Source organism: Mesorhizobium sp. B2-4-7, from assembly GCF_006442685.1.
Lineage (GTDB): Bacteria > Pseudomonadota > Alphaproteobacteria > Rhizobiales > Rhizobiaceae > Mesorhizobium.
This window is the reverse complement of sequence record NZ_VFVH01000001.1, coordinates 126,303-141,250: the sequence shown is the minus strand read 5'-3', so window position 1 is coordinate 141,250 and position 14,948 is coordinate 126,303. Positions and strand designations below refer to the sequence as shown.

The following is a 14,948-nucleotide window of genomic DNA, read 5'->3' as shown; positions in this document are numbered from 1 at the left end:
AACCGCCATCCTTTCAAAGGGAAAATATGATGGCTGGAGAAAGCAGGAGCCGGGCGGCGGCGGTTCGCATATGGCGCAATGCGCGCCTGGCGACTTTTGCCGAAGGGGCAGGGCAGGGCGTCGTCGAAAAGGGCGCCGTCACCGCGCGTGACGGCATCATCGTCTATGCCGGCGCCGAAGCCGATATTCCGGCGGCGTTCGAGCAGCGTGCCGAGATCGTCGATTGCGAGGGCCGCTGGATCACGCCCGGCCTGATCGACTGCCACACCCATCTCGTCCATGCCGGCGACCGCGCCAACGAGTTCGAGATGCGGCTGGCCGGCGCCACCTATGAGGAGGTCGCCAGGGCCGGCGGCGGCATCGTCTCGTCGGTTAGGGCCTTGCGTGCCGCGGGTGAGGACGAACTGGTCGCTCAGACACTGCCGCGTCTCGATGCGCTGATCGCCGAGGGCGCCACCACCGTCGAGGTCAAGTCCGGCTATGGCCTTGACCTGGAAAACGAGAAAAAGTCGCTGCGCGCGGCGCGCCGCCTGGGCGCCGAGCGCCCGGTGACGATCCGCACGACCTTTCTCGGCGCCCATGCCTTGCCGCCGGAAGCCAAGGGCGACAAGGACGCCTTCATCGATCTCATCACCGCCACGATCCTGCCGGCCATTGCTGCCGACGGGCTTGCCGACGCCGTCGATGGTTTCTGCGAAGGCATCGCGTTTTCGGTCGAGCAGATGGCACGGGTCTTCGAAGCCGCAAAGGCGCTTGGCCTCCCGGTAAAGCTCCATGCCGACCAATTGTCGAACCTGCATGGCGCCGAACTCGCCGCGCGCTATGGCGCGTTGTCGGCCGATCATCTCGAATACACCGATGAGGCAGGCGCGGCGGCAATGGCTGCATCGGGCAGCGTGGCGACGATCCTGCCCGGCGCCTACTATTTTATTCGCGAAACGAAGAAACCTCCGATCGAATTATTCCGCAGGCATGACGTCAGGATGGCCGTCGCCACCGACAACAATCCCGGCACCTCGCCGCTGACGTCGTTGCTGCTGACCATGAACATGGCGGCGACCTTGTTCGGCATGACGGTCGATGAATGCCTCGCGGGCGTGACCCGCGAAGCCGCCCGCGCACTGGGTCTGCTCGGACAGACCGGCACGCTGGAGGCGGGGAAATCCGCCGATCTAGCGATCTGGAGCATCGAGCGCCCTGCCGAACTCGTCTACCGCATGGGCTTCAACCCCTTGCACGCGCGCATCTGGAGAGGACAATGACCGAACTCGTACTGAAACCCGGCAACGTGACCCTGGCCGACTGGCGCGCCATCTATCGCGGCGCCGTGCCCAGGCTCGACGATGCCTGCCGGCCAAGGATCAAGGCGAGTGCGGAGGCTGTCGCACGCATCGTCGCCAAGGGCGAGCCGGTCTATGGCATCAACACCGGTTTCGGCAAACTGGCCAGCGTCCGCATTCCTGCCCAGGATCTCGAAACGCTCCAGCGCAACATCGTGCTCTCGCACGCCGCCGGCGTCGGCGAGCCGATGCCGGTCGCTGTTTGCAGGCTGATGATGGCCCTGAAGCTTGCCAGCCTGGCGCAAGGCGCCTCCGGTGTGCGGTCGCGTACCATCGAGCTGCTGGAAGCGATGCTGGCCAACGATGTCATCCCGGTGGTGCCGGCGCAAGGTTCGGTCGGCGCCTCCGGCGACCTCGCGCCCCTGGCGCACATGACGGCCGTGATGGTCGGCGTCGGCGAATGCTTCACCCCGCATGGCCGCTTCCCGGCCAAGGTCGCCTTCGTGTCGCATGGGCTGGAGCCTGTCATCCTTGGCGCCAAGGAAGGGCTGGCGCTGCTTAACGGCACGCAATTCTCGACCGCCTACGCGCTGGCGGCCCTGTTCGAGGCCGAGGTTCTCTACCAGTCGGCACTGGTCGCGGGTGCATTGTCCACCGACGCCGCGAGGGGCTCGGACGCCCCCTTCGATCCGCGCATCCATCTCTTGAGAAGGCATCGCGGCCAGATCGAGACGGCGGATGCGCTGCGCAGTCTGATGGCCGGCAGCGCCATCCGCGAATCCCACCGCGTCGGCGACGAACGCGTACAGGATCCCTATTGCCTGCGCTGCCAGCCGCAGGTGATGGGGGCGGCCCTCGACGTGTTGCGCAAGGCGGCCGACACGCTCGGCACGGAAGCCAATGGCGTCACCGACAATCCCTTGATCTTCGCCGAGGACGACACGGCCTTGTCGGGCGGCAATTTCCATGCCGAGCCGGTGGCTTTCGCCGCCGACATGATTGCACTCGCCGTCTGCGAGATCGGCTCGCTGTCGGAGCGCCGCATCGCCATGCTGGTCGACCCTGCGCTGTCGGGCATGCCCGCCTTTTTGACGCCGAAGCCCGGCCTGAACTCCGGTTTCATGATCCCGCAGGTGACGGCGGCGGCACTGGTTTCCGAAAACAAGCAGAAGGCCTATCCAGCAAGCGTCGATTCGATCCCGACCTCGGCCAACCAGGAGGATCACGTCTCGATGGCCGCACATGGTGCGCGCCGGCTGATCGGCATGGTCGAGAACGCCACGGCCGTCATCGGCATCGAGTTGCTGGCCGCGACCCAGGGCTGCGATTTCCACGCGCCGCTCGCTTCCAGCACCGCACTCGAAGCGGTGCGCAAATTGGTCAGGGCGGAGGTGCCGCATCTCGACAACGACCGGCATTTCCATCCCGACATGGAGAAAGCCATCGCCATGGTGCGCAGCGGTGCAGCGGTGAAGGCGGCGAGCGCGGTGGCGCTGCCGGGAATTGCCTCATGAGAGTGCTTGGCATGGTAGGTTGCGTTCCTTCTCATCCCAGCCGTAGAGCTCCAACATGCGGAGGCCTCGCATGACACCTCCTTGGCTGACGGTAAAACAAGGCACCGCGCCGCTGCTGGTTTCCATGCCGCACACCGGCATCGATCTCGCCGGTCTCGACAACCGGCTGGTCTCGAGCTGGCTTGGCCAGCGCGACTGCGACTGGTGGATCGACAAGCTCTATGATTTCGCCGCAGGTCTTGGCGCCACCGTCGTGCACACCGCCATCTCGCGCACCGTCATCGACGTCAATCGCGATCCGTCCGGCGCCTCGCTCTACCCTGGTCAGGCGACGACCGGGCTGTGCCCGACCGAAACCTTCGACGGCGATCCGCTCTACCGTACAGGCGAGGAACCGGGGCCGTCGGAAATCGACGAGCGCCGCCGAAAATTCTTCATGCCCTATCATGCCGCGCTCCAGGCCGAGATCGACCGGCTGCGCGGATTGCATGGCAAAATCGTCCTCTATGACTGCCACTCGATCCGCTCTGTGCTGCCGCGCCTGTTCGATGGCACGCTGCCGGTCTTCAATCTCGGCACCAATGACGGCAAGAGCACGGATCCGGCGCTGCAGGAAAAGGTCGCCGGGATCCTGGCCGAGACCGGCGAGACCTTCGTGGTCAATGGCCGCTTCAAGGGCGGGTGGATCACGCGCCATTTCGGCCAGCCGCAAAACGGCGTCCATGCGCTGCAGATGGAACTGTCCAACCGCGGCTACATGCGAGAGCCCGAAGGCAAGGGCGCGCCCGACAACTGGCCGGTGCCTTACGACGCCGCCTTCGCCGCGCCGATCCGCGCCACGCTGACATCCATCCTCGAGACCGCGATTTCGTGGGTCGAGAGCTGACGCCTCGCCGCACTCATCTGAAAGGGAAGTGACGACATGACCGATCCTCGCCACAACATCCGCGAAGTGCGCAGCCCCCGCGGCGACAAGCTCAATGCCAGGTATTGGACGACCGAAGCGCCGCTGCGCATGCTGATGAACAATCTCGATCCCGATGTCGCCGAAAATCCCAACGAACTGGTCGTCTATGGCGGCATCGGCCGGGCCGCGCGCACCTGGAACGATTTCGACCGCATCGCCGCTTCGCTGAAGACGCTTGGCGAGGACGAGACGCTGCTGGTGCAGTCCGGCAAGCCGGTCGGCGTCTTCCGCACCCATCCGGACGCGCCGCGCGTTTTGATCGCCAACTCCAATTTGGTGCCGCATTGGGCGACCTGGGAGAAATTCAACGAGCTCGATAGGAAAGGCCTGATGATGTACGGCCAGATGACGGCCGGCTCGTGGATCTATATCGGCACGCAAGGCATCGTGCAGGGCACCTACGAGACCTTCGTCGAAGCCGGACGCCAGCACTATGGCGGCGATCTCAGGGGCAAATGGATCCTGACTGGCGGCCTCGGCGGCATGGGCGGCGCGCAGCCTCTCGCCGCCGTCATGGCCGGCGCCTGCTGCCTGGCCGTCGAATGCGATCCCGACCGCATCGATTTCCGGCTGCGCACCCGCTATGTCGACGAGCGGGCGGACACGCTTGACGAGGCGCTGGAGAAGATCGAGCGCTGGACCAGGGCGGGCGAGGCGAAATCGGTCGGCCTGGTCGGCAACACCGCCGATATCGTGCCGGAACTGGTGCGGCGCGGCGTGCGCCCCGACATGGTCACCGACCAGACTTCGGCGCACGATCCGTTGAACGGCTATCTGCCCAAGGGCTGGACGCTCACCGAGTGGCGCGAGAAGCGCACGTCCGACCCGAAAGCAGTCGAGAAAGCCGCCCGCGCCTCGATGCGCGAGCATGTCGAGGCGATGGTGGCCTTCTGGAACGCCGGCGTGCCGACGCTCGACTACGGCAACAACATCCGCCAGGTCGCCAAGGAAGAAGGCTTCGAGAACGCCTTTGCCTTTCCCGGTTTCGTGCCGGCCTATATCCGCCCGCTGTTCTGCCGCGGCATCGGCCCGTTCCGCTGGGCGGCCCTTTCCGGCGACCCGCAGGACATCTACAAGACCGACGCCAAGGTGCGCGAACTGACGCCCGGCAACACCCATTTGCACAACTGGCTGGACATGGCGCGCGAGCGCATCGCCTTCCAGGGCTTGCCGGCGCGCATCTGCTGGGTCGGCCTCGGCGATCGCCACCGGCTGGGCCTCGCCTTCAACGAGATGGTCGCCAAAGGCGAACTCAAGGCGCCTGTCGTCATCGGCCGCGACCATCTCGATTCCGGCTCGGTCGCCTCGCCGAACCGCGAGACAGAGGCGATGAAGGACGGCTCGGATGCTGTTTCCGACTGGCCTCTGCTCAACGCTCTGCTCAACACGGCATCGGGCGCTACCTGGGTGTCGCTGCACCATGGCGGCGGTGTCGGCATGGGCTTTTCCCAGCATGCAGGCATGGTCATCGTCGCGGACGGCACGCCTGAGGCAGCCAGGCGCCTGGAGCGGGTGCTGTGGAATGATCCGGCGACCGGCGTCATGAGGCACGCCGACGCCGGCTACGACATCGCCATCGACTGCGCCAGGGAGCATCAGCTCAATTTGCCCGGCATTCTGGGATAACAGGCCGACCGATGCGCGTCCTGCGGGCAGCCGAATACAAATCGATGCCATGGAAGAACGGCGGCGGCGTGACGACGGAAATCGCCGTCTCGCCGGCCGATGCCGGGCTCGACGCCTTCGACTGGCGTGTCTCGATGGCGCGCGTCGAAGGCAGCGGGCCGTTCTCCAGCTTTGCCGGCATTGACCGCACCCTGTCGGTATTGGAAGGCGAGGGGATCATTCTTGATGTCGCCGGCGAGCCGCCGGCGTGCCTGACCGCCGCTTCAGCGCCGTTTTCCTTTCCAGCCGACCGGCCGACCAGTGCCGAACTGATCGCCGGTCCGATCACCGATCTCAACGTGATGACCCGGCGTGGCCGCATGAGGCATTCCGTCGAACGCCTCGTAATGTCGAACCCTTTGGAAATCGGGATTGAAAGCAGAGCGACCCTCGTCCTGTGCCTGGGTGGGGAAGTCTTGGTTTCCGCCGCAGAGCCTATTCGCCTTAGCCACCTCGACGCACTCCTGACTGCCTCAGCCACAGCTGGCCTGCGCATCAAGCCCATCGACCACCCGACAGTATTCGTGGTCCGGATCGATGGCATTCGACCCAACGATTAACGCTTGTTTCCAAACATGATCGTGATGCCGGCGAAATATAGGGTAAGCTCCAGCCAGGATCACGAAAAAGCCTGAATCCTTTCCGTCGATCGGTCTCGGCGGGAGTGAGGGGCGTTCGTCTTTGAAACTGTCGAAAGACGATGCCTTGTCGTGGTGCGGAAACAATTTTCGGCAAAAGCTGGGCATGCAACCAATTGCATTTGAATCGGTTTTAGGGCCATTGCCGTGGCGGTGACGCCGCTGAGTGCCCGCTTACGGAATTTTCAATGAATATTCAGACGAATCCAGCACAAATCGAAAAGACTAGCGCGAGCTTCCCGCCCATCACGGAAGAACCGATAAGATCCATTTTCCTGCCGGAGGAACGCCTTCGGCTGCTCGGTGAAAGCCTGGCCAAGGGCGATCTCGCGGATCTGTTCGGCCTGACGCCATTCGATTTCCAGGCCCGCATCCGCGACAGCGCCAAGAAGATCCTCGAAGTCTACCGTTCGACCAACGCCGCGCAGGCGAGGGGCGAGACCATCACGCCCGCGGCGCAATGGCTGCTCGACAACAACTATCTGGTCGAGGAAACCATTTTCCAGGTCAAGCGCGACCTGCCGCGCCGCTTCTATCGTCAACTGCCGACGCTGAAGCTGCCGGACGGCGGCGGCGTGCCGCGCGCGCTGGCGCTGGCCTGGACTTATGTGGCGCATTCCGACAGTTCCGTCTCCGCGACCATGTTCAAGGCCATCGTCCAGGGCTTCCAGTCGGTCGAGCCACTGAAGATCGGCGAACTCTGGGCGCTGCCGTCGCTGTTGCGCTTCGTTCTGATCGAAAATCTTCGCCGCCTTGCGGTCAGGGTCAACCGCACCCGGCAGATGCGCCAGATCGCCAATGATGTCGCCGACAAGGTGCTGGCGACCGACGATACCCGCGACCGGCAAGCGATCCTGGCCAATTTCAGCGCGCACGCCCAGGACACCACCTTTGCCACGCAACTGCTCTACCGCTTGCGCGACGGCTCGCAGAATGCAGGCAAGGCGCTGGAGTGGCTGGAAGGCGAACTCGAGAAGACCGGCTCGGACGCTGAGGAAATCATCATTTCCGAGCATCATACGCTGTCCAGCGGCAATGTGACGACCGGCAACATCATACGCGGCCTGCGTCTCATCAACGATATCGACTGGACGGTGTGGTTCGAGGGCGTCAGCCGTATCGACACGGTGCTGCGCGAGCGCACCGACTTCGCCGCGCTCGATTTCTTCTCGCGTGACCAGTACCGGACCGCGATCGAAGAGCTGGCCCGCCGCTCGAATCTGTCGGAATATCGCGTCGCCGAAAAGGCGATCGAACTGGCCGGCCAGATCACCAACGAAATTGCATCCGCCGCCGACGGCGCAGATGGCCTTGCGGCTCCTTTAGCGCACACGGATGTCGGTTTTTTCCTTGTCGGGCCACGCCGGCTGGAGCTGGAAAAGGCGATCGGCTACCGACCGACCGTCAGTCAGACCGTCAAGCGCACCTTTGCCAAGACCGGATGGCTGGGCATCGTCCTGCCGGTCTTTGCGCTGACCGTGCTGCTTCTGGTGGTTTCCGGCAATGCCCTTGCCAATCTCGGCCTGTCTGTGCCTTCGATCGTCTTGATGCTGGCGCTATTTGCCGTGCCGGCCAGCGAAGGCGCGCTCGCTTTCTTCAATACCGTTGTCTCGCTGTTCCTCAAGCCGACGCGCCTTATCGGCTATGACTACAGGCACGGCGTGCCGTCCGAGGCACGCACGCTGGTGGTGGTGCCGTCGCTGATCGGCTCGCGCGACGACGTCGAGGAAAACATCCGCAACATCGAAGTGCACTACCTCGCCAATCTGGCGGACGAGATCCACTTCGCCCTGCTGTCGGACTGGCCCGACAGCAAGACCGAGATCGACGCGGCCGACACCGAGATTCTCGAATTCGCCCGTGACGAGATCGCCCGCCTCAACGCCCGCTATCCCGCCGAAGGCGCGCCGCGCTTCTATCTCCTGCACCGGCGCCGGCTCTATAATGCCGCGCAGGGATGCTGGATGGGCTGGGAGCGCAAGCGCGGCAAGCTGCACGAGCTTGACCTGCTGCTGCGCGGCGACAGCGACACCACCTTCCTGCCGCTCGATGTGCCGCTGCCGGAAAAAGTCGTTCACGTAATGACGCTCGACGCCGACACGCGCACCACCCGCGATGCGGTCGCTACGCTTGTCGGCAAGCTCTGCCACCCGCTCAACCGCCCGCATTTCGATGCCACCAGGCGCGTCGTCACCTCGGGCTACACGATCCTGCAGCCACGCATCACCGCTTCGCTGACCAGTGGCGACGAGGCGTCGTTCTTCCAACGGGTCTTCTCGGCCAATCGCGGCCTCGATCCTTATGTCTTTGCGGTGTCCGACCTGTACCAGGACGTCTTCGGCGACGGTTCCTTCACCGGCAAGGGCCTCTACCACGTCGATGCCTTCGAGGCCGCGTTGCAGGGCCGCATCGAGGAAAACACCATCCTCAGCCACGATCTGCTCGAAGGCGCGCTGGCGCGTTCGGCGCTCGTCACCGACGTCGAATTGGTCGAGGATTACCCGACCCGCTATTCGGTCGATGCCTCGCGCCACCATCGCTGGGCGCGCGGCGATTGGCAGCTCCTGGGCTTCATCCTCGATCCGCGCTCCGGCGTCCCGGCACTGTCGCGCTGGAAGATGGTCGACAATCTGCGCCGCTCCCTGACGCCGATCTTCTGGGTGATGGCGGCGATCGCCGGCTGGACGCTGCTGCCCTTCACGCAGGCAGCACAATGGCAGGCATTGCTGATCCTCAGCCTGTTCATGGCGCCCACTTTCGACGTCGTCAACGCCATACTGCCCAAGAGCGGTGACCAGACGCCGCGCGGCCATTTCTCCGCACTGGCGCGCGACGTCGCCTTCGGCACCGCCATGGTGGCCTTGAAGATCGTGCTGATGGCGCATAACGCCTGGATGATGGGCGACGCCATCGTGCGCACGCTCTACCGGCTGTTCGTCTCCCGGCAGAACCTGCTGGAATGGCGCACCGCCTCGCAGGCGCACAAGGCCGGCGACAACGATCTCGGCTCCTACTACGGCATGATGTACGGCGCCGTGATCATCGGCTTCGTCGGCCTCGCCATTCCGGTGCTGGCCGATTCCACCGGCGCCTTCGTCGCCTTTTTCTTCGCTCTGTTCTGGATCGGCTCCCCGGCGATCGCCAGCTGGATCAGCCGTTCGGCCGAGACCGAGGACCGGCTGCGCATATCGCAGGCCGACATCCATGCGCTGCGCACGGTGGCGCGCCGCACCTGGCACTATTTCGAAACCTTCGTCACGGCCGAGCATCATCATCTGCCGCCGGACAATTTCCAGGAGAGCCCGGCGCCAGTGGTCGCGCCGCGCACCTCGCCGACCAACATCGGCGTCTATCTCCTGTCGGTCGTCTCGGCCCGCGATTTCGGTTGGATCAGCCTGTCCGATGCCATCACCCGCATCGATGCCACCATGACGACCATCGAGAGCATGCCGCGCAACCGCGGCCATCTCTTCAACTGGTACGACACCACCACACTGAAGCCGCTCTATCCGCTCTACATCTCGGCTGTCGACAGCGGCAATCTCGCCGGCCATCTGGTGGCGGTGGCGGCGGCCTGCGCCGAATGGGCCGAGGCGCCGTCCGTTCATCTCCAGGGCGATTTCGAGGGCATCCTCGACACAGTGACCATCCTCGGCGAGAGCCTGGATGAGCTGCCCGACGACCGCCGTCAGCTGCGGCCGCTGCGCCAGCGCCTTGCCGACCGCCTCGACGGCATGCGGCGCGCCGTCGACACCATCAAGGCGCAGCCGGAAATGGCCTCGATCCGCACCATCAATTTGGCTGTGCTGGCCGGCGAGATCCGCAAGCTCGCCACCGCCATCCACACCGAGGCGGCATCGCCACAGAGCGATGTCATCGTCGACTGGGCGGCCAGGCTCGAAGCGACCTGCGAGGCGCATGTCCACGACGCCCACAGCGACGACAACGCGGTCGAGGCGCTGCGGGCCAAGCTGCTCACCCTGCGCGAGCGCACGCGCCGCTTCGCCTTCGAGATGGAGTTCTCGTTCCTGATGCGGCCGGAGCGCAAGCTGCTGTCGATCGGCTACCGGGTCGAGGAGCACCAGCTCGACGAGAGCTGCTACGATCTTCTGGCCTCCGAGGCGCGGCTGACCAGCCTGTTCGCCATCGCAAAGGGCGACCTGCCGACTGAGCACTGGTTCCGGCTTGGCCGGCCGATCGTCGAGATCGGCTTCCAGGGCGCGCTGATGTCCTGGTCCGGCTCGATGTTCGAGTATCTGATGCCGCCGCTGGTGATGAAGGAACCGCAAGGTTCGATTCTCAACCAGACCAGCAAGCTGATCATCAAGCGCCAGATCCAGTATGGCCGTCAGAAGAATGTGCCCTGGGGCATTTCGGAAGCGGCCTACAATGCCCGCGACCGCGAGCTGACCTACCAGTACACCAATTTCGGCGTGCCCGGTCTCGGGCTGAAGCGCGGTCTTGGCCAGAACACGGTGATCGCGCCTTACGCCACCGTGCTGGCCGCGCAGTTCAACCCGCGTGAAGCGGTGCAGAACCTCGCGCGCCTGCGGGAACTCGGCGCGCTTGGCCGCCATGGTTACTACGACGCGGTCGATTTCACGCCGCAGCGCGTGCCGGAAGGCACCGATCACGTCGTCGTGCAGAACTACATGGCCCACCATTCCGGCATGTCGATCGCGGCGGTGGCCGATGCCATTTTCGAGGGTCGCCTGCGCGACCGTTTCCACAGCGATCCGGTCATCGAGTCGGCCGAACTTCTGCTCCAGGAGAGGGCGCCGCGCGACATCCCGACCGCGACCGTCAGGACCGAGGCGGACGAACGGGCGAAGGACGAGACCGAAACCGAGAGTCCCGACACCCGCATCGTGCTCGATCCTGTGCGGGCGCTGCGTTCGACCAACGTGATGTCGAACGGCCGCTATTCGGTGATGGTCACCGCGACAGGCTCCGGCTACAGCCGGTGGGGCGATCTGTCCGTCACGCGCTGGCAGCCGGACCCGACCGAGGACCGGCTCGGCTCCTACATTTTCCTGCGCGACGCCGGCACTGGTGATTGGTGGTCGGCGACGGCGGAGCCCAAGCGCGCGGCCGAGGAGCGCACCCAGACGCTGTTCTCCGACGACAAGGCGAGCTTCGTCAAACTGGTCGGCACGCTGCGCTCCGAGGTCGAATGCATCGTCATCTCGGAAGGCAATGGCGAAGGCCGGCGCGTGACGCTGTTCAACGAGGGACCGACCGACCGCCACATCGAAGTGACCTCCTTCGCCGAGCTCGTGCTGGGCCTGGAGGTATCTGACAATGCCCATCCCGCCTTCTCGAAAATGTTCGTGGAGACCGAAATTGCCCCCAACAATGGGGCGATCTTCGCCACGCGGCGCAAGCGCGAGACCAGCGAGCCAGACGTGACGATGGTGCATTTCGTCACCGACCCGTCCGGTCCGGCGCGCGACGCCGAAGCCGAGACCGACAGGCGCGCCTTCATCGGCCGCGGCCGCACCATCGTCGACGCTGCGGCGTTCGATCCGGGCGCCCGGCTTGGCGGCCATTCCGGCTTCACCCTCGATCCCGTCGCCTCGCTGCGCCGCCAGGTTCGCGTGCCCGCCAACAAGAAGATATCGCTGACCTTCTGGACCGTCGTCGGTTCCAACCGCGCGGAGCTGGAGGAGGCCATTGCCCGGCTCGACCACCCGGAGAGCTTTGCCCGACAGGCAATGCTTGCCTGGACGCGCAGCCAGGTGCAGACCCGGCATCTCGGCCTCAGCCTGGCCGACGCCGCCAACGTACAGAAGCTGGCGCGCTATCTGATCTATCCCGATCCGTTCCTGCGCCTGCCGGCCGAATCCATCGCTTCGGGACTGGGCAAGCAGTCGAGCCTGTGGCCGACCAGCATCTCCGGCGATTTCCCGATCTTCCTGGTCAGGATCGGCGACGTCGCCGATCTCGAAATCGTCGCCCAGGCGCTGCGTTTCCAGGAGTACATGCGCACCCGTGGCATGATGATCGATTTCGTCGTCGTCAACGAACAGGCCTCGTCCTATGTGCAGGACCTGCAGCGAGCAGTCGAATCCCTGTGCGAGAACAGCCGCTTGCGCGGCAAGGAGCTCGGACCGCGCCAGCACATATTCGCCGTGCGCCGCGACCTGATGGACGAGACCACCTACAAGACGCTGCTTGCGGTTGCCCGCGTGGTTCTGCACACGCGCAACGGCACCATCTTCGATCAGATCGAGCGGGCCGAAGTGGCCGCCTTGCAGGCGCGCGATGCCCAGCAGCCGGCGGCATTGCCCGAATTGGGGTCTATGACGCATTCCTTTGGCTCGCAGGCCCTGGCGGCGGACGGGCACGGGCTCAGCCAATGGAACGGGTTCGGTGGTTTCGAGGGCGACGGGCGGCATTATGTCGTGCGCCTGGCCGGCCGCAGCACCACGCCCCAACCCTGGATCAATGTTATTTCCAACGCCTCGTTCGGCTTCCACGTCTCCGCCGAAGGCGCTGCCTTCACCTGGAGCCGCAACAGCCGCGATTACCAACTGACGCCGTGGTCGAACGATCCGGTTTCGAACCGGCCCGGTGAGGGCATCTATATCTATGATCACGCCAGTGGCCGGGCATTCTCGCCGCTCGCCGCCGTGGTGCGCGATCCGTCGATGACTTACGAGACGTGGCACGGCCAAGGGTTCTCCACCTTCCGGTCGAAGCGCGGCTCATTGTCGATGGACCTCACCCATGTCGTCGACCCGGTCGACCCGGTGAAGATTTCCCGCCTGCGCATCCAGAATGCCGGCCCGGCGCCGGCCAGGCTGCGCGTCTATGCCTATGCCGAATGGGTGCTGGGCGGACATCGCTCGCGCACGGCGGCGACCATCGTTCCGTCGCGCGATGCCGCCACCGGCGCCTTGCTGGCACAGAACCCCTACGGGCTCGATTTCGGGGAGCGCGTCGCCTTCCTCGCCGCCGATGACGGCGTGCATTCGGTGACAGCAGACCGGACTGAATTCCTGGGCCGGCACGGCACCAGCGAGTTTCCGCAGGCGGTGCTGAGCGGCGCGGGACTGTCAGGCCGCGTGGAGGCCGGCGACGATCCCTGCGCTGCAATCGCCCGCGACATCGATGTTCCGGCCGGCGGCGACGTCACGCTGTTCTGGCTGCTCGGGGACGCCGGCTCGGCCGCGGAAGCGAGCGCCCTGGTGCGCAAGCATCGGGGCAGGGATTTCGACCAGCGTCTGGCCGACAACGAGCGCGAGTGGCGCGGCTTCCTCGACACCATTCAGGTCGAAACGCCGGACAAGGCGCTCGACGCCATGGTCAACCACTGGCTGCCCTACCAGAGCCTCGCCTGCCGCATCCGCGCCCGCTCTGCCTTCTATCAGGCCAGTGGCGCCTTCGGCTTCCGCGACCAGTTGCAGGACACGCTGGCTCTGCTGGCGCACGATCCCAAACTGGCGCGAGACCAGATCCTCAACGCGGCGCGTCGGCAGTTCCCTGAAGGCGACGTGCAGCATTGGTGGCTGCCGCGCACCGGGGCGGGTGTGCGTACGCTGATCTCCGACGACGTGGTCTGGCTGGCCCATGCCACCGCGCGCTACCTGCTGGTGACGGGTGACGCCACCATCCTGAAGGAGCAGCTGCCCTTCATCGATGGACAGCCGCTCGGCGAGGGCGAGCACGATGCTTTCTTCACGCCCGAAATTTCGAAAAAGACGGCGTCCCTTTACGAGCATTGCGCGCGTGCGCTCGATCTTGCCATTGCGCGCAGCAGTCCCGCCGGGCTGCCGCTGATCCTCGGCGGCGACTGGAACGACGGCATGAACCGCGTCGGCGAGCAAGGCAAGGGCGAGAGCGTCTGGCTCGGATGGTTCCTGCTGCGGACGCTGGGCGACTTCGCCGCCGTGGCCAAGACCGAGGGTGATGCCAAGCACGCGCAGGCCTGGGCAAAGCATGCCGACGCGCTGAAACGCGCGCTGGAGAGCACGGCGTGGGACGGCGAATGGTATCGGCGCGGCAGTTTTGACGATGGCACGCCGCTCGGTTCGCGCTCATCCCAGGAGTGCAGGATCGACTCCATCGCCCAGTCCTGGAGCGTGCTCTCGGGCGAGGGCGATCCGGCGCGTTCGACGACGGCGATGCAGCAGGCGACCAAGCTGCTCGTCGACGACGAACTCAAGATCCTCAAGCTGTTCACGCCGCCCTTTTCGAAGACGAAGAAGGACCCGGGATACATCAAGAGCTACCCGCCGGGCGTTCGCGAGAATGGCGGCCAGTATACTCATGCCGCCACCTGGTTCGTCATCGCGCTGGCCGAAATGGGGCTGAACGACGAGGCCTATCGCTGCTTCTCGATGCTGAACCCGGTCAACCACGCATTGGACGAGGCCTCGGCAGAGCGCTACCGCGTCGAGCCCTACGTGGTTGCGGCCGATATCTACGCCGGCGACGGCAATGCCAGCGACAACAAGGGCGGCCGCGGTGGCTGGACGTGGTACACGGGCTCGGCGGGCTGGCTGTACCGGGCGGCGGTCGAAGGCATTCTCGGCATCGAGCGGCGTGGAAAGCAGATCACGTTTAGGCCGAAACTGCCCAGCCATTGGGATGGCTACGCCGCCACGCTCAAAATGCTGGGGGCCGAAGTCACGGTGCGTGTCGTCCGCGACAAAAAGACCAAGTCGATCTCGCTTGAAGTTGATGGTTCGAAGACGAAATCCGCGTCTTTCCAACCGAAGGCTGGTAGCAAGGTCGAAGTCGTCGTGAAGATACCTTCGTAAAATCAACAGCTTCAACCCTGTCCCGCGCATTCTCCGGAATGCGCGGGATAGTCTTTTGTCTATTTGCAGATCTCCGCTTCGGCAGCCGGCGGATCCGGTCGGGCCATGCCGGGCAAGAT

General features: G+C 65.0%; 6 protein-coding genes. All 6 read left to right on the top strand.

The window, feature by feature from the left end; translation table 11 throughout:
• The first annotated feature begins 29 nt into the window (after positions 1–29).
• The 6 genes from hutI (at position 30) to FJ946_RS00660 (ending at position 14,829) form a co-directional block, all read left to right on the top strand.
• On the top strand, positions 30–1,262 hold the full coding sequence (gene hutI / locus FJ946_RS00685) for an imidazolonepropionase (RefSeq protein WP_140565160.1): 1,233 nt from the start codon (positions 30–32) through the stop codon (positions 1,260–1,262).
• Positions 1,259–2,794 carry a histidine ammonia-lyase gene (gene hutH, locus FJ946_RS00680; RefSeq protein WP_140494143.1) on the top strand — a complete coding sequence of 512 codons (1,536 nt, stop codon included), beginning with the start codon at positions 1,259–1,261 and terminating at the stop codon, positions 2,792–2,794. The genes hutI and hutH overlap by 4 nt, the downstream gene beginning before the upstream one ends.
• A 70-nt stretch (positions 2,795–2,864) precedes the next feature.
• Complete coding sequence (gene hutG, locus FJ946_RS00675; protein ID WP_140494141.1) at positions 2,865–3,680, top strand: N-formylglutamate deformylase; 816 nt, start codon at positions 2,865–2,867, stop codon at positions 3,678–3,680.
• 36 nt (positions 3,681–3,716) lie between these two features.
• Complete coding sequence (gene hutU, locus FJ946_RS00670; protein ID WP_140565162.1) at positions 3,717–5,387, top strand: urocanate hydratase; 1,671 nt, start codon at positions 3,717–3,719, stop codon at positions 5,385–5,387.
• A gap of 11 nt (positions 5,388–5,398) precedes the next feature.
• On the top strand, positions 5,399–5,986 hold the full coding sequence (locus FJ946_RS00665) for a HutD family protein (RefSeq protein WP_140494137.1): 588 nt from the start codon (positions 5,399–5,401) through the stop codon (positions 5,984–5,986).
• Between the two features lie 266 nt (positions 5,987–6,252).
• Positions 6,253–14,829 (top strand): glucoamylase family protein, encoded by an 8,577-nt coding sequence (locus FJ946_RS00660; RefSeq protein WP_140565164.1) that lies wholly within the window; start codon positions 6,253–6,255, stop codon positions 14,827–14,829.
• Positions 14,830–14,948: the final 119 nt, after the last annotated feature.

What these genes read in the sequence shown, in the direction of transcription:
- hutI (WP_140565160.1), top strand. Translation starts at nt 30, where the DNA reads ATGGCTGGAGAAAGCAGGAGCCGGGCGGCGGCGGTTCGCATATGGCGC.
- hutH (WP_140494143.1), top strand. Translation starts at nt 1,259, where the DNA reads ATGACCGAACTCGTACTGAAACCCGGCAACGTGACCCTGGCCGACTGG.
- hutG (WP_140494141.1), top strand. Translation starts at nt 2,865, where the DNA reads ATGACACCTCCTTGGCTGACGGTAAAACAAGGCACCGCGCCGCTGCTG.
- hutU (WP_140565162.1), top strand. Translation starts at nt 3,717, where the DNA reads ATGACCGATCCTCGCCACAACATCCGCGAAGTGCGCAGCCCCCGCGGC.
- FJ946_RS00665 (WP_140494137.1), top strand. Translation starts at nt 5,399, where the DNA reads ATGCGCGTCCTGCGGGCAGCCGAATACAAATCGATGCCATGGAAGAAC.
- FJ946_RS00660 (WP_140565164.1), top strand. Translation starts at nt 6,253, where the DNA reads ATGAATATTCAGACGAATCCAGCACAAATCGAAAAGACTAGCGCGAGC.